Here is a 25,639-nt window from a genome sequence, read left to right as displayed (position 1 = left end):
TAGAGGTTCATCATGAGCAATTCGAAAAAAGTCGTTGTCATCACTGGCGCATCCCAAGGTCTCGGCGACGGCATGGTCAAGGCCTTCCGCGAGCTCGGTTACCAGATCGTCGCCACCTCGCGCTCGATCAAGCCATCCACCGATCCGGACATCCTCACCGTGGCCGGTGACATCGGCGAGCCACAAACTGCACAGCGCGTGATTCGTGAAGCGATCGCCCGTTTCGGCCGTGTCGATACCCTGGTCAACAACGCCGGAATCTTCATCGCCAAGCCGTTCACCGCGTACACCGCTGAAGATTACGCCAATGTTTTGTCGGTGAACGTCAACGGCTTCTTCTACATCACCCAACTGGCCATCGCCGAGATGGAAAAACAGGGCAGCGGCCACGTGGTCAACATCACCACCAGCCTGGTCGACCACGCCATCGACGGCGTGCCATCGGTACTGGCCTCGCTGACCAAAGGCGGCCTGAACGCGGCAACCCGTTCCCTGGCCATAGAATACGCCAAGCGCGGCATTCGGGTGAACGCGGTATCGCCTGGCATCATCAAGACCCCGATGCACGGCGAAGAAACCCACGCCGCACTGGGCGCACTGCACCCGGTCGGGCACATGGGCGAGATCGATGATATTGCGCAGGCAGTGGTGTATCTGGACGGCGCCAAGTTTGTTACTGGCGAGATCCTGCATGTTGATGGTGGGCAGAGCGCGGGTCACTAAGACCTGGGTTTCCAGACGGCAGAAACAACAAAGCCCTCGTATTTCTACGAGGGCTTTGTTTTGTATGGTGCCGGCACCAGGAATCGAACCCGGGACCTACTGATTACAAGTCAGTTGCTCTACCATCTGAGCTATACCGGCATGTCAGGGCGACGATTATAGCGATTGGGAAGGTTCTGTAAACCCCTGAATTCAGACTATTTTTGCGCGGTGCTTGATCGAGTGTTTCCAATGCTTGCCGAGCGTCATCACGGGGTGCAAAACGATGTGCCAGAGCCGCTGTTTCATGCGTGTGCTGTTGCCCATCCGTCGATGGGTTATGTCTTTTGTTCGAATGCTTATGCACAACGGGATTTGCGGTTCACCCGGTTAACAGTGTTTTTGTGGATCCGTTCTCATTAGCTCGCAAATGCCTGTTTTTCTGGTTTTTTATTCATTGTATGAAATCTGAACAGTGCCGTATCAGGGCTGAAACAGCTGTAAAGATTGGATCCATGAATATTTCATCAACAGAGTTATCCACAGGCTGTGTGGCGTTAAGAACGTTCCGCCAGCAGAAGAATGTTGCGCGGTGTGAGCGAGGTTTCGCAGAAGGTGCCGAGGCGAACGGTGTAACCCTGCTCTTGTAGGAATAATGCCCGATCCAGCACCAGCCAAAGCTCCAGCGGACGTCGGAAAAGCCCGCGCAGAAGCTCTAGATTGCGGACCTGGGCCAGGCGCTGCCAACCGGCGGCTTCGAGTGTCGGCCAGTCCTGGATGCCGACTGTGGATAACTCCTTGAGATCGGCCAGGTGTTGGCAGTATTCGGCAAAGGGTTTTTCCAGCCAGGTGCTGGCCAGGGATGGGGTCGGCAGGTACTCGTCAACGCCTCTCAGCTGTTTTTGCAGCAAGTCGAAACCCAGGCGTCGGGCCATCGAGGTGTCGCGTTGGCGTCTTACGCGAGCGCCGGCGGTGACGGTTTCACTCATCGGCAGCCCCAGATCGTCGAGGGACAGTTGTAGATCAGAGCGTTCGGCGGCTGAGGACATCGATGAGTACCGGCCAAGGCTGGTCCGGTTGTAGCAACAAGGGGCGATGGCGAGTTGCTTGCAACCGGCTGCACTGGCGAGCCGGATCAGTCGCACATGCAAATCGCCGCAGGCGTGCAGAGCGACGGGTGTGTGCTGATCTTCCAACAGCAACGCCGCATCGGCCGCCAGTACGTCCTGTTCGACATGCAACGCGTGCAGTCGATGCCGCAGGCTGAGGGCCTGACCGCTGGTTACCAGCGCCGGATCGTATTCCAGGCAGGTCAGTTGCTGTCCAGTTTGCAGAAGGCGTCGACCCAGGTGTCCCTTGCCCGAGCACCAGTCCAGCCAGTGCGTGGCGGTATCGTCAAAGTGCAGTCGGCTGGCAAAGGCTTCGATTTGCTGCCACTTGCGCCCCGGCACATCCACATTCAGTCGATGAGCTGGCGCTTCGAGCGCATAAGCAGGCAATTCATCCACCGCACTCAGCGCCAGTGACATGGCCGCCAACGAAGCAAAAGGCTGCGGCGCATCCACAAGGGCAGGGTGGTTGTGAGCGCCTTCCGCCTCGTCCAGCGACCGCCCGCGTAGCCAGGTGGCCAGTTCGGGGTAGGAGGTTTCCCATGGCAGCTGCAGATGAGTGAACGGCCGTGGTTTCCACAGCGCCTGATGCGCTGTCAGAAAAGTGTCCAGCGCAGTGAAACGGGCGAGCAGTTCCTCGCCCGTCAGCACCTGGGGATCAACGCCCTTGGCAGGCATCGACGCGCAACCAGCGCTCCAGCAGCTTGAAGCCGCGTACCAGCACGTAGGCCATCAACAGATAGAACATGCCGGCGGCGAAGAAGATCTCCACCGGCAGGTAGGTTCGGGCGATGATGGTGCGGGCCATGCCCGTCAGTTCCAGTAGGGTCACGGTGCTGGCCAGGGCGCTGGCCTTGAGCATCAGGATCACTTCGTTGCTGTAGGCCGGCAGGCCGATGCGCGCGGCACGGGGCAGCATGATGAAGATCAGCGCCTTGGTTTTGGACATGCCCAGGGCGCGCGCCGCTTCGATCTCGCCCGGTGGAATCGCCTGGATGGCCCCGCGCAGGATCTCGGCGATGTAGGCCGCGGTGTGCAGGGTCATGGTCGCCGTGGCGCACCAGAACGGATCGCGCAAGTAAGGCCACATGGCGCTGGTACGGATCGCGTCGAACTGCGCCAGCCCGTAATAGACCAGGAACAGTTGCACCAGCAACGGCGTACCACGGAAAAAGAAGATGTAGCCGTAGGGAAACGCCCGCACCCACCACAGGCGCGAGGAACGCGCGATACCCAGGGGAATCGCCAGCAGCAGGCCGGCGATGACGGCAATGGCCACCAGTTCCAGGGTCAGGGTTGCGCCCTGAGCCAGTTTCGGCAGCCACTTGATGATGACTTCCCAGTTCATTGAGTGCTCCTCGCGAAGCCGCGAGCGGCGCGTTTTTCCAGGAAGTGCATGCCGGTCATGGCCAGGATGGTCAGGCTCAGGTACATGAACGCAGCAACCATATAGAAGGTGAACGGTTGCTTGGACACGGTCACGCCGATTTGCGCGTGACGCATGATTTCTTCCAGGCCGATCACCGAGACCAGCGCGGTGTCCTTCATCAGGATCATGAACAGGTTGCCCAGGCCCGGAAGGGCGATGCGCCACATCTGCGGCATGATCAACTTGGTGAAGATGCGAAATTTCGACAGGCCCAGGGCCACACCGGCTTCACGGTGGCCTTTGGGGATGGCAAGGATCGCGCCGCGAAACACTTCCGTGGCGTAGGCGCCAAAGCACAGGCCCAGTGCGATCACGCCGGCAGCGAAGGCATTGAGCTCAAGGTCAGGGTTGCCGAAAAACTCGCCCAGGGCGCGCATCAGGTTGACCGTGCCGAAGTAGATCAACAGTACCCAGAGCAGTTCCGGGATGCCGCGAACCAGTGTCGAATAGGTGCCGCCAAGCCATTGCAACGGCTTGTACGGGGAAGTCTTGGCCAAGGCGCCGAGCAGACCGAGCACCAGCCCCAGGCACAGGGCCGAGAGTGCCAGTTTCACAGTCATCAGCGCGCCAGCGGCAAGCGCCGGGCCGAATCCGTAGAGGTCGATAATCATGGATTTCTTTTCAAATCGCGGCAGGCAATACCGTGAGCCGGCGCCATCAGGCGCCGGTCAGGCAGGTCAGGATCAATAGATGCTGAACGGGAAGTACTTGTCGTTGATCTTCTTGTAGGTGCCGTCAGCAACGATTTCTTTCAGTGCGAGGTTCAGCTTCGCGCGGATCGGGTCGTTCTTGCGGACAGCAATACCGATCTTGTCGCTTTCTTCCACCGGGTCGCCTTTGAACTCGTAGGATTTGCCGGCGTCGCTCTTGAGCCACTCGTAGTTGACATATTTGTCGGCCAGGATGCCGTCCAGACGACCGGAAGTCAGGTCCAGGTAAGCGTTTTCCTGGGTGTCGTAGAGTTTGACTTCAACGCCTTCCATGTTGTCTTCCAGCCAGGTACCCGCCAGCGTCGCGCGCTGTGCGCCGATCACTTTGCCTTTCAGCGAGTCCTTGTCGGTCTTGAAGTCGACGCTTTTAGGCGCGATGAATTGCAGTTTGTTGGAGTAGTACGGGTCGGTGAAGTCCACCGCTTGCTTGCGCTCGTCGGTGATCGACATCGAAGAGATCAGGAAGTCGAACTTCTTGGCGTTCAGGGCCGGGATGATGCCGTCCCAGTCGGAGGTCACGACGGTGCACTCGACTTTCATCTTGGCGCACAGGGCGTCGCCGATTTCCTTGTCGAAGCCGACGACATTGCCGCTGGCATCTTTGTTGTTGAACGGCGGGTAGGCCGCTTCGATGCCCATCTTCAGGGTTTCAGCCATGGCACCGGCGCTGAACGCCAGGGTAACGGCGGCGGCCAGGAAGACCTTCTTGAAATTCTGCATGCGGTTAGCTCCGTTAGCGGTTGCTGGACATGAATTGTTTGCAGCGCGCCGAAAGCGGGTTTTCAAATACCTGCTGTGGCGATCCTTGCTCTTCTACCAGGCCCTGGTGGAGGAACACCACTTCGCTGGAGACCTGACGGGCAAAGCCCATCTCATGGGTGACCAGCAGCATGGTGCGGCCTTCTTCGGCCAGTGCGCGGATGACATTAAGTACTTCCTGGACCATTTCCGGGTCAAGCGCGGAGGTGGGCTCGTCGAACAGGATGACCTTGGGCTGCATGGCCAGGGTGCGGGCGATGGCCGCGCGTTGTTGCTGGCCGCCGGACAATTGCGCCGGGTAGGCGTGGCGCTTGTCGGCGATGCCGACCTTGGCCAGCAGGGCTTCGGCGACTTCGATGGCTTCGGCCTTGCTCTGGCCGAGCACGCGGCGCGGGGCCTCGATGATGTTGTCGAGCACGCTCATGTGCGGCCACAGGTTAAAGTTTTGAAACACAAAACCGATTTCGCTGCGCAGGCGATTGATCTGCTTGCCGTCGGCAGCGACCAGTTCGCCGTTCTTCGCGGCCTTGAGCTTGAGTTCTTCGCCGGCCACCAGGATCTGGCCCTGGTGCGGGTTTTCCAGCAGGTTGATGCAGCGCAGGAACGTGGACTTGCCGGAGCCGGAGGAGCCGAGGATCGAGATCACGTCGCCGTCGCGGGCGGTCAGCGAGATGCCCTTGAGCACCTCCAGCGAGCCGTAGCGTTTGTGCAAGTTGCGGATTTCAAGCGCGGGCGTGGCCTCAGCCATGTGCGTTCCTCATTGTGTATTCGCTCCTGCTGTTGGTCGCCTTCCTGGCGAGGCGGCCAAGCTAGCATAGCGTTTCAAAGGCAGCCAACAGCGCTACGGGCAGTAAACGGGTGGCATGTGGCAGGTTGTCGCATCGGCGCAGCAGACTGTCGCCCCATCAACAACCGAACAGCCGTTTGAACCCTGCTTTCAGATAAAAGCGTGGTGGCTGTCGCGTAAAAAAGGGCGCGATGTTGCCAGCTTTGGCGGGGGGTTGGAAGCGCTAACCGGCCAAAGGTGGCGGATCTGCCCTTTTATTGTGCGTCGAGGGATTTTGGGGTGTGTTTCCGGTGCGCTGGTTCGTCCATAAAGTGAGTCGCAGGGTAACGTTCTGGCAAAGTGCCATTAATATCAATGGCTTGCGATGACTGTCCGGTCCGGGCGAAATTCCCGGGTTAGAAGGGTTTGAAACATTTTGGCGCAAATATTGCGTGCAGATTCCGGAACGCCCCGTTTGTTTCTTTTTACAAGAAGGAACACAAGCGGGATGCACGCATTCGCTTTTCCTTACAAAGGTAGTTTCAATGAGCAGTACCCAAAGCTCTAACGGCCTCGAACAGGGGCTCAAACCGCGGCATGTCACCATGCTGTCGATTGCCGGGGTTATCGGTGCCGGCCTGTTCGTTGGCTCGGGCCACGCCATCGCTGCAGCAGGCCCGGCCGTGCTCCTGGCTTACGCGGCCGCCGGCATGCTGGTGGTGTTGGTGATGCGCATGCTCGGTGAAATGGCTGTCGCCTCGCCGGACACGGGCTCCTTCTCGACATATGCCGATCGCGCGATCGGTCACTGGGCCGGCTTCACTATCGGCTGGCTGTACTGGTGGTTCTGGGTGCTCGTCATCCCGTTGGAAGCCAACGCCGCCGCCACCATCCTGCATGCCTGGTTCCCTGGCGTGGACATCTGGGCCTTCGCCCTGGTCATCACCATGCTGCTGACCGTGACCAACCTGTTCAGCGTGAAGAACTACGGCGAGTTCGAGTTCTGGTTCGCCCTGATCAAGGTCCTGGCGATCATCGGTTTTATTGTGCTCGGCGTCATGGCGATCTTCGGCTTTCTGCCAGGCAGCCAGGTTAGCGGCGTTTCCCACCTGTTCGATACCCAAGGCTTCCTGCCAAACGGCATGGGCGCGGTGTTGGGTGCCATTTTGACCACCATGTTCTCCTTCATGGGTACCGAGATCGTGACCATCGCGGCCGCGGAATCGAAGAACCCAGGCAAGCAAATCTCCAAGGCCACCAACTCGGTGATCTGGCGGATCGGCTTGTTCTACCTCGTCTCGATCTTCATCGTGGTGGCCCTGGTGCCATGGAACGACCCGGTCCTGGCCAGCCTCGGCTCCTACCAGACCGTGCTTGAGCGCATGGGCATTCCGAACGCCAAGATGATTGTCGACATCGTGGTATTGGTCGCCGTGACCAGCTGCCTGAACTCGGCGCTCTACACCTCGTCGCGCATGCTGTTCTCCCTGGGCAAGCGCGGTGATGCACCGGCCATGTCAACCCGCACCAACAAGAGCGGCACGCCATACTGGGCAGTCATGCTGTCTACTGGCGCAGCGTTCCTGGCCACGTTCGCCAACTACGTGGCTCCGGCTGCAGTGTTCGAATTCCTGCTGGCCAGCTCCGGCGCCATTGCGCTGCTGGTGTACCTGGTGATTGCGATCTCGCAACTGCGCATGCGCAAGCAGCGCATGGCTCGCGGTGAGAAAATCGTGTTCAGCATGTGGCTGTTCCCGGGCCTGACCTACGCGGTGATCGTGTTCATCGTCGCGGCCCTGACCATCATGCTGTTCCAGGAAGCTCACCGCGTGGAGATCCTCGCGACCGGCCTGCTGGCCGTTATGGTCGTCGCTGCCGGCTTGCTGGTAGCGCGTCGTCGCAAACTGGAGAAGCGTGGCGCGGTAGTGCTGAGCTGATTCGTACCGCGTAATGCAAAACGGCCGCTGTCAGTGATGACAAGCGGCCGTTTTTGTTTGTGTCGATTGCTTTGTGTTCATTTGGCATGAACCCAGTCTTCTACGCGTAACCCCGAAACGCGCTCAAACTCCCGCAAGTTGTTGGTGACCACGATAAACCCGCGCGAGCGTGCGTGCCCGGCAATCATCTGGTCGTACGGACCTATGGGTTTGCCGGCCTTTGCAAGTTCGGATCGAATCATTCCATTGTGTGCTGCTGCTTCCTTGTCGAAGGGAAGGACTTCAAGTCGGGCGGCGAATCCCTCGATGACCGCCAGGTTTCTTTCGGGGGCTGCCGATTTTTCCGCGCCGTAAATCAGCTCCATCAACGTGACCGCACTGATGCACAGTTGGCCGTGATGACGGTTGAACGCCTCCCGTACCATTTGTGGCTTGTTCTTGATGGTGAAGATGCAAATGTTGGTATCGAGCATGTACTTGATCATCAGAACGAATCACGCTCCTGATCGGCGGGTTGCTCGCGATCGGCCATGAAGTCTGCCGTAATGCTTTCGCCATCGAACCAACTGTCCCAGGTTTCACCAGCGGGCGTGATGATGCGGCTTCGACCGACGGCGACGACGTCGACTCGTTTCACGTCGTTCGGCATGGCTACAGCTTTCGGCAGGCGAACCGCCTGGCTTCGATTGCTCATGAAAAGAGTTGTCTGTTCCATCTGGGCCTCCTGCGCTTTTGCTGGCGCAATAAGTCCAAAGGATAGGTTTTGTTTTGGATATGTCAATGGGATATACATTGTGGCTGGCGGAAGGAGTGCGCTCGATTCAGGACCAAAAACGGCCGCTGTCAGTGATGACAAGCGCCCGTTTTTGTTTGAGTCGTAACCTTTATTCGGCTTTTTCTTCCGGCGCTTCCAGCGACTCGCGGTAGACATCCAGTGCAGCGCTGAAATCGGTGATGAACTGTGGCTCGCTCAACCATGCCTGGGCGGTCTCGCGGTCCATGCCGTCGGCCCACATGCGGTAGTCGATCAGCATGTCGGCGGCCAGATGGGTGGCGGCCATGCCTTCGTCGTCGGCGTTTTCCATGTCCAGCAGTTCTGGATGGTCGATGATGATAAAGGCCAGGTTCGTCAGCAACACCGAGAGCATTTCGCTGCGGCTGACGGCTTCCGCGTCGCGCATTTTGCTGAACATCGCCAGGGTGTATTCCGGGATCGGCTCGGCGAGGTGGCCAAGGTCATCGTCCAGCGCGGCGGGTTTGCGGCCGTGGATGTTGATCTGCTTGGCTTTGGCTTTTGCGCGCTTGGCGCGTTTCTGTTGCTTGTTCAGGGAGGCCATGGGAACTCAGTTCGGTTTCTGTTGGGTTTGCGCAGCAATGGCGTCGGACGCCGCCACGTAGTCAGCCTGGAAGGCTGGGGATTCGATCCACGCCAAAGCGCCGGCTTCGTCGGTTTCGGTGGACCATTGGCGATATTCGATCAGCGCGGCGAGGATGAAGTCCATCGCGCCTTCTTCACCTTCCTGCTCGTACACCAGCTCCAGCAGCGGGTCTTCGAGGAAAGCCGTGCACATGGCCTGCTGGCTGAGCTTCTCGGCGTCGATCATTTTCTTGAACAGTTCGGTCAGGTCCACCGACTCGAAGTCGATGCGATCGTCGTTCGGGTCCAGCTCGACCGGCGCAGCAGCTCGCTGGGTGCGGTTCTGCTTGGCCTTGGCCTTGGCGCGGGAGGCGCGTTTATGTTGCTTGTTGGCGGAGGCCATGGGCGTCGTTCCGTAATTCGATTAAAAGGGCAGGTGACTCAGCGGCGAGGCACTGTCCGCCCGGGTGTGTCGGGGGCCAGCTCGCCGTTTTGCAGCCAGGACAGTGCAATGGGCCATAGTGTGGCTTGGTATGCGCTGCGAAAAAAGGCGAAATGACCAACTTCCTGCTCGCCGATGTCTTCGGGGGTAATGCGCAGGTGAGTGTTGGTGCTGGCGGTGAAGTAGCCGAGCAGGCGTTCGATGGCCGGGATTGTGCCGTAGGGATCGTCGCTGAGGCTGATCGCCAGGTTTTTCGCGGTGACGGCAGCGAAGTGTCTGACATGAATGTCCTGGCCGCTGGGACGCTTCTCGTAACGCGCGGTGGGCGTGCTCCAGTCGCGCACTACACCGGCTGGCGTGTCTTCCAGCCAGCCGAGGCGTTTGCCGGGAAAGTAGCCGCAGAGCATCGTCACCAGCGGCATCACAACATGCCACTTGCCAAACATCCGCCAGCGATGAGCGGGTTCATAGTCGCGCCAGTAAGCGAATTGCGCGCCGACCGTCACCAGGCGACGGATTAGCTGTCCGGACGCTCCCAGCCCCGCTGCACAGCCACCAAAGCTGTGACCGACCACATCGATCGGCTGACCTGGAAACTCACGCTGTGCGCGCTTGAGCATCGCCTCGAAGTCCAGGGCGCCCCAGTCGGACCAGGACGCCTTCAGTCCTTTCATCGATGCGGGCCGTGATTCGCCGATGCCGCGGTAGTCGTAGGTGATGACATCGAAGCCGTTGGCAAACAGGTAATCGGCGAAGCGCGAGTAGTGTCGGCAGCGCACCGATGTGGCGGCGTTGATGATGACGACTGCCCGGAAAGCGTCCGGCTCCGCATGCCGCCAGGTGAAGCCGCCAAGGACGAAACCGTCGGCGGCGGGTTGCTTGAACGGTTCGCCCGAAGCGCCAGTTGTTAGCGGCAGCTCGATTTGAGTGGGGGCGAGGGATGCCATGTCCTGCACATTCATTGGCGTCGGACCTTTGCGGGTAGCTGACAACAATAGTCTTCACGCCGCGTATGAACAATCCATCACGGTTCCTGATGAAGTCGCTCTTCAAGCACTGCCCGCTCTCGATCCAGTTCCGCGCGTAACTCTTCCTCGCTCGGCAGTACCAGTTGGTATTTGCTGGCAAATAATTGTTCGTTGCCCTCCAGCACTGAGTAGCGCACTACGGACTCATCCTTTTGCGCGCAGAGAATGATGCCTACAGTGGGGCCGTCTTCTTCTCCCCGCTTGAGGTCGTCGTACATGCGCACGTACATGTCCATCTGGCCTACATCCTGATGGGTCAGTTCACCACGCTTGATATCGAAGATGACGAAGCACTTGAGCAGGTAGTTGTAAAAAACCAGATCGATGTAGAAGTCCTTGCTCTCGGTGCTGATGCGCTGTTGCCGGGCGATGAAAGCAAAGCCTTTGCCCAGTTCGAGCAGGAAATCCTGCAACTGTTCGATCAGAGCCTGTTCGATCTCGCTTTCCTGAAGCCTGCCGGCACTGGGCAGGCCAAGGAATTCCAGCACAACCGGATCGCGGATGAAGTCCCGAGGGCTGGCCTTCATTTGCTGAATATTGGTGGTTGCTTCCTGAATGACGGGGCAGCGATCGCGGCTCGCCAAAAGACGTTCGTAGTACAGGGTATTGATCTGGCGCTCCAGCGCTCGGCTTGACCAGTTTTGGGTGGCAGACTCGTTCATGTACCAGAGGCGGGCGTTTTCGTTGTCGACTCTTAGCAGCCTGCGATAGTGGGTCCAGCTCAATTCGTGACGCAGTGCGTCACAAATTGGGAACGCTTGGTAGAACAGGCGCATATACCGAAGGTTGGAGGCGTCGAAGCCCTTGCCGAATTCCGCTGTAAGTACCTTGGCCAAGGTCGAAAGCAATTGTTTTCCATACCCCGCCCGCCGGGCTCCTTCCTGCTCGAATTCGACAATATGCCGACCGATTTGCCAGCAGCTTTGCACTTGAATGGTATCGACCGCGCGCAATACCTTCTGTCGTGCCTGGCGGATCAGCTCACCAAGATTGCCGAGCAGTGAGGTGATTTTTGGGTCTTGTGTGTCATCGGGGACGAGGGCGCTCATGGAGTCTTCCGCAATAAGCTGAACAGGCAGAAGAGAATGGCAAGAGAGCATGGGTCGATGCTGCAGGGCGCAGCTGAAAAGACCGAAGGACCGGACTGATAGGCGTGAAGGGTGACGGAGCGATTCACGTAGTACGTTTCGTAGTGGCTCCAAGTACAAATCGTTCTAGAACACGACGACGGCGCCGGAAATCAAAATTGAGTAACGATTGGGTTCCATGGAGCCCGGGAGTCGTCATCATGAAATCTGTGAAGTCACTGTTCCTGCCCTTTGTCGCCATCGGTGTGTTGATGTTTCCGATTGCACCGCACGCTGCCAGCCTCGAGCCGATCGACAATTCGGGCGTGCAGGTTCAACGGCAGGAACAAAACGGAATTACCTACCTGTCTGGTGGTATCGGTGAGGATGAGGCGAAAGCGATCCAGCAAACCACCGGTTACAACCTGCATATGACGTTCTCTGTCGGCGTCGAGAACAAATATATTCCGGACGTCGATGTAGTCATTCATAACGCGCAGGGACAGAGCGTGTTGACCCTGACTCAAGCGGGTCCGCTGGTTTACGTCCAGCTGCCTCCTGGCAAGTACACGGTGGTTGCGACCCGTGCTGGTGAACAGCGGCGTGATACCACGGATGTTGGCACGGGAACCGCGCGCAATCTGGTATTTCACTGGAATGGTGATGTCTAGCCGAGTGTAGGCGTGAACGATTTCGTCAGCGTTCAAATCCGCAAACAGCAGCTTTCACTGCTGTTTGCGGAACATCGCGCGCTAGAGTTTTCGGTTTGCCAGCGTGCGATGGATGGTTTGCTGAACAAACACCTGGGGGATGGAGTTAGCGGATACTGCCGATGTTGCCTTTGTTGCCTTTTACGGTGACGGATACTTTCTTGAAGATGAAGTAGTTTTCTTCGTTCACTTCATAGCGAGGGGCGACGATCAGGTCGGCGCCGGAAGATTTGACCGCTTTGTAGGCCGCAGCAGATTTAACCGCGCTGACGGGATCCAGACCAAGGCCGCTCAAGGCGCCGCTCTGACCGCCATAGCTGACGCCGTCGGCAAATTGGGAATCGCCGCCGAATTTGAGGAAACCGAACAGAACGTTGACCGAAGACTGGCCGGAGATCGCGTCACCGACAGCGATGTCCGCTTTCAGGTCGGCTTTGACGGTGCTGTCGATTGGCGAGGACGGCTGGCTGTTGTTGTAGCTGACGCAGCCGCTGGCGGTGGCAATGATTGTCGATAGGGCGAGGAACTTCAAAAGCGTGTTCAATAGCTGCTTCCTTACGTTTAAACGTGAATGCATGCAGGCAAATTGGCTGCTGCAGTATTTTCACCGGGTAAGCGTGTGCCCTCTATGAGAGGGATCCTAGAGCGCTGTATGAAGAGTTGGCACAAATCTAGGGAAGGAGTGCCTTGTAGGCGTAGGAATTTTCGTTTGCGATGGATTTGGTTAAATCCCGGGCATAAAAAACCCTGAATCTCGCAATTCAGGGTTTCGTTCACTCAGTGACGGCTGGCGATCAGAGCGAGGCTACCAAGTGCGTGAAGGCAACTCGCAAGGGATTGGTTTCCACGCTCAGAAGCTTGATAGCCAGCGCACAGCAGACCACGATCAGCATGGGCTTGATTAGCCGTGGGCCGACCCGAACAGCGGCGCGCGCACCCAATTGCGCGCCGATAAAGGCCGCCAGGGCCATGGCGATTGCGATCGGCCAGATGATCACCCCTTTGGTAATGAACACCGACAGCGAACCCAAGTTGCAGGAGGCATTGGCAAGTTTGGTAAAGCTCATGGCTCGCATCATGCCCAAGCCGCAGAGAAGAACGAACCCGACGATAAAGAACGAGCCCACGCCGGGACCAAATATGCCGTCGTAAAAGCCCAGTATTGGCGCCACGGTAAACGAAAAAAGCAGAATGCCAATTCTCTTGCGTCGATCTTCGTTGGTCAGCTTTGGAGATAGCGCAAAATAGATGGCCACCAGAATCAGCATGATCGGTACGCAAACTTCCAGATAGCGCTTATCGATAGAGCTGACGAGCAAGGCACCACTGGCACCGCCAACGAATCCGCAGATAACCAGGAAGCGGCCCTCTCTCCATTCGATCATTCCCTTGCGGGCAAAGGTAACTGTTGCCGATATGGTCGCCGAAGCCGCCTGGAATTTGTTGGTGGCTATCGCACTGATGGGATCGACACTGGCTAAAAGCAAGGCAGGCAAAGTAATCAGCCCGCCACCACCGGCAATTGCATCAAAAAAGCCGGCGCAAAAAGCAACGAGCGCCAACATGCCAATTACATCCCAAGACATTACATTCCCTCCTTGGTGTTATTGCCCATTAATCCCATGACTGTTCGTTCAGGCAGCTCCGCTTCCGATTCTGCTCAGCTTCATGATCAGGGTATGTCGTCCATTTCCGTTAAATCGGACGGAGAGTTCAGACAGACTCGTGAGACTGGCAAAAATGGCCGATGACCGCACCTGAAACTTCTCGGCCTCGCAAGCGTTAAGGCGCTTGCTGGCGTGGCGATAGGGAGGTGGGGGGTTACTGACTTATGAGTTTCGTTCGGACGCTACGACGCGTGGCCTACTGCTCCACACCCCCCGGCACTACCGAGCTTTTTCTTGGGAACCGAGCATATTTTTACTATTTTTCCTCGCCGCCAGAGTCGAGCATGATCCAGCGAAACCAATAATAACTGACCGTTTCAGCGGTCGGCATGGGAGTAGCGTGTGCTCGATCTCAACTACTGGCAGCAGCGGGCTGCCCGGCAAACATTCATTTCAAATGCCTTGATCGCAGGGCAGCAGGTTGCGTGCGCTTCGGGTGCGACTTTCGAGGTGATCAACCCGGCGACCAACCAGCTGTTGGCCTGTGTCACCGCCTGCGGCGAGGACGAAGTGAACCTTGCCGTGCGCTCGGCTCGCCGGGCGTTCGAAGAGGGGCCGTGGGCCCGTATGGCCCCGGTGGAACGCAAGAAGATCCTGATCCGGCTCTCCGAACTGCTGCTGGCCAACCGCGAGGAGCTGGCACTGCTCGACTCGCTGAGCATGGGCAAGCCGGTCATGGATGCCTACAACATCGATGTACCTGGCGCGGCCCATGTGTTCGCCTGGTACGGTGAAGCCCTGGACAAGCTCTACGACCAGGTTGCGCCGACCGCGCGCAATGCCCTCGCCACCATCACTCGCGAGGCCCTGGGGGTGGTTGCTGCCGTGGTGCCATGGAATTTCCCGCTGGACATGGCGGCCTGGAAGCTCGCCCCGGCATTGGCCGCCGGTAATAGCGTGGTCCTCAAACCCGCCGAGCAGTCGCCATTCTCTGCCTTGCGACTGGGGCAGTTGGCGCTCGAGGCCGGCATACCGGAAGGGGTATTGAATGTTGTCCCGGGCCTGGGCGAAAGCGCCGGCAAGGCCCTGGGGCTGCATCCTGATGTGGACTGCCTGGTGTTCACCGGCTCGACCCAGGTCGGCAAGTACTTCATGCAGTACTCGGCGCAGTCCAACCTCAAGCAGGTCTGGCTGGAGTGCGGCGGCAAGAGCCCGAACCTGGTCTTCGAAGACTGCCAGGACCTGGATCTGGCCGCGGAAAAAGCCGCGTTCGGCATTTTCTTCAATCAGGGCGAAGTCTGCTCGGCCAACTCCCGGCTTTACGTGCAACGCTCTATCTACGATGAGTTCGTCGAGCGCCTGATCGCCAAGGCTCGGACCTGGATGCCCGGTGATCCGTTGGACTCACAAAGCAGGGCAGGTGCGATCGTCGATAGCGAGCAAGCCACCCGCATCATGAAGGCGATCGAGCAGGCACGGGGTGAAGGCGCGAAGCTCCTGGCAGGCGGCGATCGCCTGACGATCAATGGGTCTTCGAACTTCATCCAGCCGACGATCTTCGCTGACGTGGGTAGAAACATGAGCCTGGCGCGTGATGAAGTGTTCGGTCCGGTGCTGGCCATCAGTGCCTTCGACTCCGAAGAAGAGGCGATTGAGTTGGCCAACGACAGCATCTACGGGCTGGCCGCTTCAGTCTGGAGCGATGACCTGAACCGCGCTCATCGGGTGGCCCGGGCATTGAAGGCCGGGACTGTTTCGGTCAACACCATGGATGCACTGGATGTCGCCATTCCTTTTGGTGGCGGCAAGCAGTCCGGTTTCGGGCGCGATCTTTCCCTCCATTCGTTCGACAAGTACACGCAACTCAAAACCACCTGGTTCCAGCTTCGTTGAGACCGACCACGTCGCAAGGCGTGGCAGGGAAAACCCATCTGCACGCACCCCTCGGGGTGGCGTGCTTTTCCTGCTTGCGGGGCTGCTGGAGCGGTCATTCAGCACCCATTGGTCGACTCACCCTAACGGGTGATATCGGCAGTTTTGCGAGCGTGGGAACATCATTTCAACCCCGGCACCAGTCACCTCGTGTCGCTCCCAACCGTACTTTCGGCGAGTCTTTGAAGTGGAAAACGATCGGTTTTTTTCTGCGCAATGGTTCGAACAGATGGCCAAGGTGACCGAGAGTATCGGCCAACCGGGATTCGCCGCGACGCTGTTCGAAACCCTGGGCTGTATCTGGCCCATTCAGGCGACGACGCTGTACCTGTATCCCCATGGCGGTATGCCCAGCGCGCTGTTCGAACTGGACGGTCCCTGGCTGCCGCAAGGCAATGTGCGCCAGTACCTGTCCGGATTCTATCTGCTTGATCCGTTCTACGGTGCCTGTGTGGAAGGCGTCAGCTCCGGTTGCTACGACCTCGCTGACGTCGCTCCCGACCACTTCGAACTCAGCGAGTACTACCAGTCGTTCTATCGGCACTCGCACCTGCAGGATGAGTTGAACTACATCCTGCAGTCTGCTCCCGGGCTGAGCCTGGCTGTCTCACTGGCGTTCACGGAAAAGCTCGACGCGGCTACGACGCAGCAGTTCAAGTGCATTACGCCCTGGATCCTGACCTTGCTGGGCAAGCATTTTGTCGGCCTGGACACGCGCGGCGCTCGATTTGAAAACCAATTGGAGCAGCGCATCCACTCGGCACTGAACAACTTCGGTTCGTCGATCCTGACCGAGCGCGAATGCCGAATCGCCCAACTGATCCTGCGTGGCCATTCGACCCGCTCCCTGGCCGAGCGCCTCGGGGTGTCGGAGGACACCATCAAGTCTCATCGCAAGAACGTCTACTGCAAGCTCGACATCGGCACGCAATCGGAGCTGTTTTCACTGTTTATCGATTCGTTGGCCGAAGCTCAGGGCGTGCTCAGCAAAGACCCTCTTGAAAGCTACATGAGCAAGACCCGCTGAGCGGACTTGCTACCCCTCGCGTGACTACCAACAAAAGAGAAAAAAGCCATGAATGCACCCTTCGAACCGAAACGGCAGACTGAGGATTACCAGAAGTCCGATGCCGCCCACCACATCCATGCGTTTGTGGATCAAAAGGCGCTCAATGCCGAAGGTCCTCGGGTGATGGTCCGCGGCGAGGGCCTGTATCTCTGGGACAACGACGACAAGCGTTACCTGGACGGCATGTCGGGCCTGTGGTGCACCCAGCTCGGTTATGGTCGCAAGGACCTGAGCGCTGCGGCGGCTGCGCAGATGAACCAGTTGCCGTACTACAACATGTTCTTCCACACCACCCACCCAGCGGTGATCGAACTCTCCGAGCTGCTGTTCAGCCTCCTGCCGGGCCACTACAGCCACGTCATCTACACCAACTCCGGCTCCGAAGCGAACGAGGTGCTGATCCGTACCGTTCGCCGTTACTGGCAGGTTGTCGGCAAGCCGCAGAAGAAGATCATGATCGGCCGCTGGAACGGTTATCACGGCTCGACCCTGGCGGCCACTGCGCTGGGCGGGATGAAGTTCATGCACGAGATGGGCGGCCTGATTCCGGACATCGCGCACATCGATGAGCCTTACTGGTACGCCCAGGGCGGCGAGCTGACCCCGACCGAGTTCGGTCGTCGCTGCGCCTTGCAACTGGAAGAGAAAATTCTTGAGCTGGGCGCCGAAAATGTCGCGGGCTTTATCGCCGAACCCTTCCAAGGCGCTGGCGGCATGATCTTCCCTCCCGAGAGCTACTGGCCGGAAATCCAGCGCATCTGCCGTCAATACGATGTGCTGCTGTGTGCCGATGAAGTGATTGGTGGCTTTGGTCGCACGGGCGAGTGGTTCGCCCACGAGCACTTCGGTTTCGAGCCGGACACCCTGTCGATCGCCAAGGGCCTGACCTCCGGCTACGTGCCGATGGGTGGCCTGGTGCTGGGCAAGCGCATTGCCGACGCGCTGGTGGAGCAGGGCGGTGTCTTCGCCCACGGCCTGACCTATTCCGGACACCCGGTCGCGGCCGCGGTGGCGCTCGCCAACCTCAAGGCACTGCGTGATGAAGGCATCGTTCGCCAGGTGAAGGAAGACACCGGGCCGTACCTGCAGCAGATTCTGCGCGAGGTGTTTGGCAACCACCCGATGATCGGCGAGATCCAGGGCGCGGGCCTCGTCGCGGCCTTGCAGTTCGCCGAGGACAAGGCGACACGCAAGCGCTTCGCCAACGAAAACGACCTGGCCTGGCAATGTCGCACCTTTGGTTTTGAAGAGGGCGTGATCATTCGCTCGACGCTTGGCCGCATGATCATGGCGCCGGCACTCGTGGCAACGCGCACAGAGCTGGACGAGCTGGTGGAAAAGACCCGCATCGCGGTAGACCGCACCGCACGGATCGCGGGAAAGCTCTGAAGTCATCTGTGAGCGGGTTGGTGATCGACAGCGTTACATCAGCCTGCGTGCCTATCGATTGAACAAGAGGCTGCCCGACATTGGGCAGCCCGCCCTTCAGCAGATCAATTCACTCACGGTATCCGTTCTTCGGATACCGCAGCGTCCTGCATTCAAATTTTCAGGAGTCAGCAATGAATACAATAACAAGCGTGGCCGATACTCCTTCCCATCATTCCCCGTCGGAATCGGTTTCGCCCGGCAGGTTTCGACAATCCCTCGGTCTTACCGCCCTGGTCCTCTTCGGCCTGGCGTACATGGTCCCGCTGGCGGTGTTCACCACCTATGGCCTGGTGACCCAGATGACCAAGGGCCACTTGCCCACCGCCTACCTGCTGACCCTCGCCGCCATGCTGCTGACCGCCTACAGCTACGGACGCATGGTGCAGGCGCATCCGTATTCGGGGTCCGTGTACTCCTATACGCGCAAGGCGTTCGGCAGCTACTTTGGCTTCATGGCCGGCTGGACCTTGTTGCTGGACTACATCTTCCTGCCGTTGCTCAGTTATCTGCTGATCGGCATCTACATGTCCGAATACTTCCCCGCGGTTCCCGCTGCGGTGTGGGTGCTCGGCTCCATTGCCCTGGTGACCTTCCTCAACCTGATCGGCATCGAATCCATCACCCGGGTCAACCTGTTGCTCGTGGTTGTCCAGTTGGTCTTCATCGTGGTGTTCGTTGCGTTGTCGATCCACAACCTGGGGGATCAAACAGAGCCGGTTTCGCTGCTCGCACCCTTCCATCATGAAGGCTTCAGCGTTCCGTTGATCATGACCGGCGCAGCGGTCCTGTGCCTGTCCTTTCTCGGCTTCGACGCCGTGTCCACAATGGCCGAGGAGACACCCAACCCACGGCGCCTGATCCCCCTCGCGATCATGGTGGTGAGCCTGCTCGGTGGCCTGCTGTTTGTCCTGGTTTCGTATTTCGCGCAAATGGTCTATCCGCAATGGAACACCTTTGCCGACCCGGACTCGGCGTCGCTGGACGTCATGCGCCGCGTGGGTGGAGAACTGCTGGTGACCGCCTTTACCGCCACCTATGTGGCCGGCTGTTTTGCCTCGGCGATGGTCTCCCAGGCCAGCGTCTCCCGGGTGCTGTTCGCCATGGGCCGCGATGGCGCGCTGCCTCGGGTGTTCGGCAGGCTGGTCTCGAAGAAGCGCGTGCCGGCCACCGCGATCATGCTGGTCAGCCTGTTCTCCCTGATTGCCCTGTTCATCACCCTCGATACCGTGGCCAACATGATCAGCTTCGGCGCGCTCTTCGCGTTCTCGGCGGTGAACCTGGCGGTCATCAAGCATTATCTGGTCGACCAGAAGCTGCGCGGCGCCAGGAACTGTCTGATATACGGCGTGGTGCCGGCCCTGGGGTTCCTAAGCACTATTTGGCTGTGGACCAGCCTGTCCAGCATGTCGTTCGTGATTGGGCTGTGCTGGATGGGGTTGGGGCTGCTTTGTTTGCTGGGCGTAACGCGTGGGTTCCGGGTGAAGCTGCCGGAGTTGCAGATGGCGGAGTGATCGGAGCGCAGAGGCCGGACTGCGCCCGCCGTCCCTCGTGATCGCCGACCAGGCTTTCACGGGGGGCTTACAGGGGAGCAAACCATAGAAAGCAAAAAACCCGCACCAGGCGGGTTTTTTGTGTGCTTTCAGGTGTGCTTGGCATCACCTGAAAACGGAAGGTGGTGCCCAGAGACGGAATCGAACCGCCGACACGGGGATTTTCAATCCCCTGCTCTACCGACTGAGCTATCTGGGCAACGGGGCGCATTAAACTGGTTTTTCAGGGGGTCGTCAAGCAAGTTATCAAAAAATATTTAATTATTACCGTCGCTTACGATCCGACCCCCGATTTCAAGGGCTTACTCCGCAGGCGGAACGTAGCCTTCGGCCTTGGCGTATTCCTCGCCGGAGAAGTACTTGTCCATCTCGCCCTGAAGATATTTGCGGTCTTCGGCGTTCATCATGTTGAGGCGCTTTTCGTTGATCAGCAGGGTCTGGTGTTTTTGCCAGTCGGCCCAGGCCTTGGCCGAGACGTGGTCAAAAATGTCCTGGCCTTTGGCACCCGGGAATGGAGCACGCTCCAGGGCGGGCAATTCTTCTTTGTACTTGCGGCACATGATGGTGCGGGTCATGACGACTCTCCTGCGTTCAATACGACGGCCGCGCGTTCGAGCAAGGTCTTGACCGGGGCGGCAAGGCCCAGGCGCGGCGGGGTGGCGAGGTTATACCAGAGCCAGTCGGCCTCGGCCACGTGAAGGCCGGCCTCCTGGACCTGAACCAGCCAGGGTTCGATGGATAACTGGAAATGGCTGAAGGTGTGCACCAGGTTCGGCAGTGCCTGCTGGTTGCCCAGCGCCAGCGAGTGCTGCGTGGCGAGGTGTTGCAGGTCGTCGAGGTCATCGAGTTCCGGCAAGCTCCATAAACCGCCCCACAGGCCCGTGGAGGGGCGACGGTAAAGCAGGATCGCACCTTCGGCATTGGCGAGCATCGGCATCAGCGTGCGTTTCTGCGGGATGGCTTTGCGTGGTTTGGGAATCGGGTAGCGGGTTTCCAGGCCGAGCATGTGCGCTTCACAACCCTTTTCCAGCGGGCAGAGCAGGCAGCTCGGCTTGCTGCGAGTGCAGAGCGTGGCGCCCAGGTCCATCATCGCCTGGGTGTAGGCGTTGACCCGATCGTGCGGCGTAAAGCGCTCAGCGTTTGCCCAGAGCTGTTTGGCCACCTTGGGCTCGCCCGGGTAGCCCTCTTGTGCGGTAAAGCGTGCCAGCACGCGCTTGACGTTGCCGTCGAGGATGGGTGCGCGCAGGCCCATGCTGATGCTGGCGATCGCGCCGGCCGTAGACAGGCCGATGCCGGGCAGGTCGGTGAGTTTTTCAACATCACGTGGAAACTCACCGCCGTACTGCTCGACGACGATCTTCGCGGTCTTCTGCAGATTGCGCGCGCGGGTGTAATAACCAAGACCCGTCCACAGGTGCAGCACTTCGTCCTCGGGCGCCGCGGCCAAGGCCTCGACCGTCGGCAGCGACGCCATGAACCGGTCGAAGTAATTCAGCACGGTGCTGACCTGGGTTTGCTGCAACATGATTTCCGAGACCCACACCCGATACGGGGTGATGCCCTGTTGCCAGGGCAAGTCGTGACGGCCGTGGCGGTCGAACCATTCCAGTACCGCCGATGAAAACTGCTCGGCTCTCATCGCTTGAACAGCCCCTTGAGTGCGTCCTTGAGTTCCGGGCTGACCTTGTCGCCCAGTTTCTCGTCGATTTTTTCGCCGATGCGCTCGCCCGCCAGTTTGCTCGCGACCTGACCCATGCGTTCGTTGTCCAGGCGGCAGGCCTTGGCGCCAAGCTCCAGCGGGCCGCGGCAACGCAGCGGCCACTGGATGCCGACAAATTTCTCGTTCACCTGGCAAGCCGGGTCCGGCATGTCGCTCTTGTCGCCTTCGACGATGATGCCCACGCGGTAATCCATGCCCAGGACGCGCAGGTCGACGTCGCCGTCGCCGTTGACGGTCATGCCCGGGATGCGCACTTTCAGGTCCGGGTTGCTGGCGACGCCGTTACGGAAGGTCAGGTTGCCCTTGAGCTCCTGGAACGGTGTGTCCTTGCCCCGCGGCTCGCCGCTAAGGGACTTGCGGTTGAGTGTGGCGATGCCTTTGCACAACTGCTGTTCGAGGTTGGCATTGAGCAGCACGCCGTTGTTGATGACGAAACTGGCGTTGCCGTTGAGGGTCTCGATCAGCGCTTTCTGGCTGTTGCCGCTACCGGTGAGGGTGCTGTTGAGCGTTACCAGGCCCTTGACCGGTGGTTCCTTGCCCTGGCTTTCGAGGATTTTTTCCGCGGGCACCCGGCTGATCTGCGTCTGCATGTTCAACACAGGTGCCTGCTGGCGCACATCGAGGGTGCCTTTGGCATCGAAGTTGCCCTCGTACAGGTCACCGCGCAGGCTCGTCAGGGTCAACAGTCCGTCCTGGCCGTTGGCCTTGAGTACGGCGTTTTTGATCGGCAGCTTTTCCAGTGTCAACTGGCCGAAGGTCAGGTCGGCGTCTACATCCAGCTTGGCCAGGCGTTCCACCGGCAACAGGCGTTCGTTACTCCATGCTTCCTTGGTCGGGGATTGCGGCAGCGGTGTGCTGCCGGCCCCGGCCATGGCATCGGCTTCGGTGCTCGCGACTTCGGCCTGGCGCACTTGCTTGGCGCTGTTGGCCTCGGCCGATTTCGGCGGCAGGTAACGGTCGACGTTGAAGGTGTCGGCCTTGAGGGTTGCGCGCAGGGATTGCTTGGCAAAGTCCTCGACGGCGATGCGACCAGTGAAGGTGCTGTCGTCGACTTTCAGGTTGAGGTCATCCAGCGTGAGGCTGGAAGGCGTGCCGGCCAGGCGCGTGGCCACTTCGACCTTGCTCAGGCTGCCTTCGGCCATGGCCGGGAGTTTCTGGCCGATGCTGTCGACGAATTTCGCCAGGTCGAACTGGGCAATCGACAGCCCGCCGCTGACCTGTGGGGTCTTGTCCAGGTCATTGACCTTCAGCTCACCCAGCGCTCGGAGTTGGTTGGCGGAGACCTTGATCCCGGTCCATTCGGCGACGTTGGCGGCCTTGTCCAGCAGCAACTGACCCTGGGCGGCGAAGGTCATGGTCTTGCCTTGCAGCGGATCGCCGGCGACTTCGCCGGACAGCTTCATGTCTTCGAGCTTGTAGCGCTGTAGCGCACGCTCGAAACGCAGTTCGCCGGCGAGCTCGGTGCGCACCCGCAGAACCGGCTGGTTGGTGCCCAGGAATGCTGTGAGCTTGACCGGTATATTGGTGGAATCGTGCACCGGGCCGGTACTGAGCTGGATGCTTTCGGCGCTGAATTGCTTGCCGGTTTTCTCGTCGCTGTATTCAACGCGGGCGTTGTTGACGGTCAGGCTGTCGATGTCCAGGCGAATCGGCTGGGCCGGTTTTTCCACCTGGGCGGTGGTAGGCGATTCAGGTTCGCCGGTGGTCTCGGCAGGTGTGCCCGTGGTTGCAGGCTTGGGCACCTTGCCGATGTCTTCCCAGTTGCCGTGGCCATCCTTGTCGCGGTTCAGGCGCAGGTTCAAGCCTTCAACGCGCACGTCGCTCATCTGCACCTCACGGCGCAGCAACGGCAGCACACGGACCGACAGGCCGAGCATCTGCAAGTCGGCGAACGGATCGGCGGGCTTGGCCAGGGTGGCGACCGCCGCATCGTGCAGCTCCAGGCCCAGCCACGGGAACAGGCTCCAGCCGATATCGCCATTGAGCGTCAGCTCGATGTGGGCCTTGTCGCGGGCTATCTGGCGTATCTCGTCTTTGTAGTCGTTGGGATCGAAGAGGTGGGTCAGGGCGAAGCCCAGCGCCACTACGATCAGCAACAGCCCGAGAAGTACCAGACCCAGGATTTTGCCGAACGCTTTCATGGGCGAGTCCTTGTAGTTAGTCGAATTCGAAATTTAGCCGGGGAGTATAGCGCTCCGCCGCAAGCGACCGGGCAGATCACGAGACAGAGTGTCGAGCATCCAGGCAAAAAGTAATTTTTTCCTACAAATTCGGCGAGTACCGAAGAAGTTGTTCAGCCGTTCGACAATGCCCGGAAGGGAGGTTCCTTCAGTGGCAGGAAAACAGACAACATAGAAATCATGATGTCAGTTTGGTTTTTCGCTCGCTGGCAAATGCTACTCTTCACCCGTTCGTCCGTCCCTGCGCGGCATGATGTCGCACAAAAAAACAGCTTTTCCCTGAAAAACGGTCATGTCTGCGTGCATTGAGGCTGAGGGAGAAGAGTGGCTGGCGAACCTGAATAATAATTGGGGGATACACAATGACCACGAGCATCACGGCGGACGGCCTTCAAGTCGGCCAGCCCGCGTTCCTGTCCAAGGAACGCATCATCGCCAGGCCCGGTTTCAACCGGTGGCTGGTGCCACCGGCCGCGCTGGCCATCCACCTGTGCATCGGCATGGCCTATGGCTTCTCGGTGTTCTGGTTGCCGCTGTCCAAGGCGCTGGGCATCACCGCGCCAGTGGCTTGTGCACCGGACATGGGCTTCATCGCCCAGGTCTTTTCTTCGCAATGCGACTGGCCGATTTCGATGCTCGGCTGGATCTACACCCTGTTCTTCATCTTCCTGGGCTGCTCGGCAGCCATCTGGGGTGGCTGGCTGGAACACGCCGGGCCACGCAAGGCGGGTGTTGTCTCGGCGCTGTGCTGGTGCGGCGGTCTGCTGATTTCCGCGCTGGGGGTCTATACCCACCAGATCTGGCTGATGTGGATCGGCTCGGGGGTCATTGGCGGTATCGGCCTGGGCCTGGGTTACATCTCGCCGGTGTCGACCCTGATCAAGTGGTTCCCGGACAAACGCGGCATGGCGACCGGCATGGCGATCATGGGCTTCGGCGGGGGCGCGATGGTCGGTGCCCCCCTGGCGGCGGCGTTGATGAGCCATTTCGCTTCACCGACCAGTGTCGGCGTGTGGCAGAGCTTCCTGGTCATGGCCGCGATCTATTTCGTGTTCATGATCGGCGGTGCGCTGTCCTATCGTGTACCGCCTACCGGCTGGAAACCTGAAGGCTGGACGGCACCTGCGAAAAAAGCCTCGAACGCGATGATCACCCACCGTCATGTGCATGTGAATGTGGCGTGGAAAACGCCACAATTCCGCCTGGTATGGCTGGTGCTGTGCCTGAACGTATCGGCGGGTATCGGCATCCTCGGCATGGCTTCGCCACTGTTGCAGGAGGTGTTCGCCGGCAAGTTGCTGGGCAACGGCCTGGCATTTGGCCAGCTGGATGTCTCGCAACTGGCCTCGATTGCGGCGATCGCCGCCGGTTTCACCGGTTTGCTGAGCCTGTTCAACATCGGTGGCCGGTTCTTCTGGGCATCGTTCTCGGATTACCTGGGCCGTAAAAACACCTATTTCGTGTTCTTTGCCCTGGGCTTCGGGCTGTATGCATTGATCCCGAACCTCGGTCATCTGGGCAACGTTGCGCTGTTCGTGGCGGCGTTCTGCATCATCCTGTCGATGTACGGCGGTGGTTTCGCGACTGTCCCGGCGTACCTCGCGGACCTGTTCGGTACGCAAATGGTCGGCGCGATCCATGGTCGTCTGCTGACGGCCTGGGCTGCTGCCGGCGTGCTGGGTCCGGTGCTGGTGAACTACCTGCGTGAGTATCAGCTGAGCATCGGCGTTGAACGGGCCGCGGCTTACGACATCACCCTGTACATCCTCGCGGGCCTGCTGGTGTTGGGCTTCCTGTGTAACCTGCTGGTTCGTCCGGTGGCCGACAAGTACTTCATGACCGACGCCGAACTGGCTGCCGAACAGGCGCTGGGTCACGACAAAGGGGCTGACAGCAGCACGTCGCTGGAGTGGAAAGCGACGGCGGGTACCAAGCCTCTGGCGCTTGCCGCGTGGTTGGTGGTGGGCATTCCGTTGGCGTGGGGTGTTTGGGTGACGCTGCAGAAGACGGCGGTACTCTTCCACTAACACCCAACCATGTGGGAGCGGGCTTGCTCGCGAAAGCGGTGTGTCAGTCAACATTCATGTGTCTGAAAATCCGCTTTCGCGAGCAAGCCCGCTCCCACATTTGATCC

At 59.4% G+C, this 25,639-nt stretch carries 24 protein-coding genes and 2 tRNA genes; 8 read left to right on the top strand and 18 right to left on the bottom strand.

Annotated elements, in window-relative coordinates:
• Positions 1 to 12: 12 nt before the first annotated feature.
• The gene (locus tag SOP85_RS04635; protein WP_323626215.1) at positions 13 to 723 is read left to right on the top strand and encodes an SDR family NAD(P)-dependent oxidoreductase; all 711 of its coding nucleotides are present in this window, start codon (positions 13 to 15) and stop codon (positions 721 to 723) included.
• A 65-nt stretch (positions 724 to 788) separates the two neighbouring features.
• On the opposite strand, the gene SOP85_RS04630 is transcribed toward SOP85_RS04635, so the two are convergent.
• The 6 genes from SOP85_RS04630 to SOP85_RS04605 form a co-directional block, all read right to left on the bottom strand.
• A tRNA-Thr gene (locus SOP85_RS04630) sits at positions 789 to 864 on the bottom strand.
• 395 nt (positions 865 to 1,259) lie between these two features.
• Positions 1,260 to 2,489: a methyltransferase gene (locus tag SOP85_RS04625; RefSeq protein WP_323626214.1), complete on the bottom strand. Its 1,230-nt coding sequence runs from the start codon at positions 2,487 to 2,489 to the stop codon at positions 1,260 to 1,262.
• Positions 2,470 to 3,159, bottom strand: a complete 690-nt coding sequence (locus SOP85_RS04620) for an ABC transporter permease (RefSeq protein WP_274075128.1) — start codon at positions 3,157 to 3,159, stop codon at positions 2,470 to 2,472. Before SOP85_RS04620 ends, SOP85_RS04625 begins: the two co-directional genes overlap by 20 nt.
• The gene (locus SOP85_RS04615; RefSeq protein ID WP_046815302.1) at positions 3,156 to 3,851 is read right to left on the bottom strand and encodes an ABC transporter permease; all 696 of its coding nucleotides are present in this window, start codon (positions 3,849 to 3,851) and stop codon (positions 3,156 to 3,158) included. Before SOP85_RS04615 ends, SOP85_RS04620 begins: the two co-directional genes overlap by 4 nt.
• 72 nt (positions 3,852 to 3,923) lie before the next feature.
• A complete protein-coding gene (locus SOP85_RS04610) occupies positions 3,924 to 4,670 on the bottom strand; it encodes an ABC transporter substrate-binding protein (RefSeq protein ID WP_274075129.1) in 747 nt (248 codons plus the stop codon).
• A 13-nt stretch (positions 4,671 to 4,683) separates the two neighbouring features.
• Complete coding sequence (locus SOP85_RS04605; protein ID WP_007972784.1) at positions 4,684 to 5,457, bottom strand: ABC transporter ATP-binding protein; 774 nt, start codon at positions 5,455 to 5,457, stop codon at positions 4,684 to 4,686.
• Between the two features lie 563 nt (positions 5,458 to 6,020).
• On the opposite strand from SOP85_RS04605, the gene gabP reads away from it, so the two are divergent.
• The gene (gene gabP, locus SOP85_RS04600; protein WP_274075130.1) at positions 6,021 to 7,412 is read left to right on the top strand and encodes a GABA permease; all 1,392 of its coding nucleotides are present in this window, start codon (positions 6,021 to 6,023) and stop codon (positions 7,410 to 7,412) included.
• A gap of 77 nt (positions 7,413 to 7,489) precedes the next feature.
• Here gabP and vapC read toward each other — a convergent pair whose 3' ends face one another.
• The 6 genes from vapC to SOP85_RS04570 all read right to left on the bottom strand — a co-directional run bounded on the left by vapC (position 7,490) and on the right by SOP85_RS04570 (position 11,288).
• A complete protein-coding gene (gene vapC / locus SOP85_RS04595) occupies positions 7,490 to 7,897 on the bottom strand; it encodes a type II toxin-antitoxin system tRNA(fMet)-specific endonuclease VapC (RefSeq protein WP_274075131.1) in 408 nt (135 codons plus the stop codon).
• A complete protein-coding gene (gene vapB / locus SOP85_RS04590) occupies positions 7,897 to 8,127 on the bottom strand; it encodes a type II toxin-antitoxin system VapB family antitoxin (RefSeq protein ID WP_274075132.1) in 231 nt (76 codons plus the stop codon). The genes vapC and vapB overlap by 1 nt, the downstream gene beginning before the upstream one ends.
• A 169-nt stretch (positions 8,128 to 8,296) precedes the next feature.
• Positions 8,297 to 8,749: a hypothetical protein gene (locus SOP85_RS04585; RefSeq protein ID WP_274075133.1), complete on the bottom strand. Its 453-nt coding sequence runs from the start codon at positions 8,747 to 8,749 to the stop codon at positions 8,297 to 8,299.
• Positions 8,750 to 8,755: 6 nt separating this feature from the next.
• Positions 8,756 to 9,172, bottom strand: a complete 417-nt coding sequence (locus SOP85_RS04580; RefSeq protein ID WP_274075134.1) for a hypothetical protein — start codon at positions 9,170 to 9,172, stop codon at positions 8,756 to 8,758.
• A gap of 38 nt (positions 9,173 to 9,210) precedes the next feature.
• A complete protein-coding gene (locus SOP85_RS04575; RefSeq protein ID WP_323626213.1) occupies positions 9,211 to 10,173 on the bottom strand; it encodes an alpha/beta hydrolase family protein in 963 nt (320 codons plus the stop codon).
• 62 nt (positions 10,174 to 10,235) lie between these two features.
• The gene (locus tag SOP85_RS04570) at positions 10,236 to 11,288 is read right to left on the bottom strand and encodes a PDDEXK nuclease domain-containing protein (protein WP_323626211.1); all 1,053 of its coding nucleotides are present in this window, start codon (positions 11,286 to 11,288) and stop codon (positions 10,236 to 10,238) included.
• A gap of 239 nt (positions 11,289 to 11,527) precedes the next feature.
• On the opposite strand from SOP85_RS04570, the gene SOP85_RS04565 reads away from it, so the two are divergent.
• Positions 11,528 to 11,977 (top strand): carboxypeptidase regulatory-like domain-containing protein, encoded by a 450-nt coding sequence (locus SOP85_RS04565; RefSeq protein ID WP_323606519.1) that lies wholly within the window; start codon positions 11,528 to 11,530, stop codon positions 11,975 to 11,977.
• A 145-nt stretch (positions 11,978 to 12,122) separates the two neighbouring features.
• Here SOP85_RS04565 and SOP85_RS04560 read toward each other — a convergent pair whose 3' ends face one another.
• Together SOP85_RS04560 and SOP85_RS04555 are read right to left on the bottom strand one after the other, a co-directional pair.
• Positions 12,123 to 12,593: a hypothetical protein gene (locus SOP85_RS04560; protein ID WP_323626210.1), complete on the bottom strand. Its 471-nt coding sequence runs from the start codon at positions 12,591 to 12,593 to the stop codon at positions 12,123 to 12,125.
• A 217-nt stretch (positions 12,594 to 12,810) separates the two neighbouring features.
• On the bottom strand, positions 12,811 to 13,602 hold the full coding sequence (locus tag SOP85_RS04555) for a TSUP family transporter (protein ID WP_323626208.1): 792 nt from the start codon (positions 13,600 to 13,602) through the stop codon (positions 12,811 to 12,813).
• A gap of 423 nt (positions 13,603 to 14,025) precedes the next feature.
• Between SOP85_RS04555 and SOP85_RS04550 the strand changes: the two genes are divergently transcribed.
• The 4 genes from SOP85_RS04550 (at position 14,026) to SOP85_RS04535 (ending at position 19,566) form a co-directional block, all read left to right on the top strand.
• On the top strand, positions 14,026 to 15,516 hold the full coding sequence (locus tag SOP85_RS04550) for an aldehyde dehydrogenase (protein ID WP_323626206.1): 1,491 nt from the start codon (positions 14,026 to 14,028) through the stop codon (positions 15,514 to 15,516).
• Between the two features lie 268 nt (positions 15,517 to 15,784).
• The gene (locus tag SOP85_RS04545; protein ID WP_274075141.1) at positions 15,785 to 16,582 is read left to right on the top strand and encodes a helix-turn-helix transcriptional regulator; all 798 of its coding nucleotides are present in this window, start codon (positions 15,785 to 15,787) and stop codon (positions 16,580 to 16,582) included.
• Between the two features lie 48 nt (positions 16,583 to 16,630).
• Complete coding sequence (locus tag SOP85_RS04540) at positions 16,631 to 18,013, top strand: aspartate aminotransferase family protein (RefSeq protein WP_323626204.1); 1,383 nt, start codon at positions 16,631 to 16,633, stop codon at positions 18,011 to 18,013.
• Positions 18,014 to 18,186: 173 nt separating this feature from the next.
• Positions 18,187 to 19,566, top strand: a complete 1,380-nt coding sequence (locus SOP85_RS04535; protein ID WP_323606516.1) for an APC family permease — start codon at positions 18,187 to 18,189, stop codon at positions 19,564 to 19,566.
• Positions 19,567 to 19,728: 162 nt separating this feature from the next.
• Here the strand turns inward: SOP85_RS04535 and SOP85_RS04530 are convergent.
• The 4 genes from SOP85_RS04530 to SOP85_RS04515 all read right to left on the bottom strand — a co-directional run bounded on the left by SOP85_RS04530 (position 19,729) and on the right by SOP85_RS04515 (position 23,466).
• Positions 19,729 to 19,804 (bottom strand) — tRNA-Phe (locus SOP85_RS04530).
• A gap of 103 nt (positions 19,805 to 19,907) precedes the next feature.
• Positions 19,908 to 20,180, bottom strand: a complete 273-nt coding sequence (locus tag SOP85_RS04525; protein ID WP_008024947.1) for an oxidative damage protection protein — start codon at positions 20,178 to 20,180, stop codon at positions 19,908 to 19,910.
• Positions 20,177 to 21,244, bottom strand: coding sequence for an A/G-specific adenine glycosylase (gene mutY, locus SOP85_RS04520; protein ID WP_323626202.1), 1,068 nt, complete (start codon positions 21,242 to 21,244; stop codon positions 20,177 to 20,179). The genes SOP85_RS04525 and mutY overlap by 4 nt, the downstream gene beginning before the upstream one ends.
• On the bottom strand, positions 21,241 to 23,466 hold the full coding sequence (locus SOP85_RS04515) for an AsmA family protein (protein WP_323606515.1): 2,226 nt from the start codon (positions 23,464 to 23,466) through the stop codon (positions 21,241 to 21,243). Before SOP85_RS04515 ends, mutY begins: the two co-directional genes overlap by 4 nt.
• 401 nt (positions 23,467 to 23,867) lie before the next feature.
• Here SOP85_RS04515 and SOP85_RS04510 point away from each other — a divergent pair, with 401 nt between their 5' ends.
• Positions 23,868 to 25,532, top strand: coding sequence for an OFA family MFS transporter (locus tag SOP85_RS04510; protein WP_323626200.1), 1,665 nt, complete (start codon positions 23,868 to 23,870; stop codon positions 25,530 to 25,532).
• Positions 25,533 to 25,639: the final 107 nt, after the last annotated feature.

The organism is Pseudomonas sp. YuFO20 (genome assembly GCF_035064975.1).
Lineage (GTDB): Bacteria > Pseudomonadota > Gammaproteobacteria > Pseudomonadales > Pseudomonadaceae > Aquipseudomonas > Aquipseudomonas putida_AE.
Note: the sequence above shows the minus strand (reverse complement) of the source record. Positions and strands in the feature narration are given on the sequence as shown.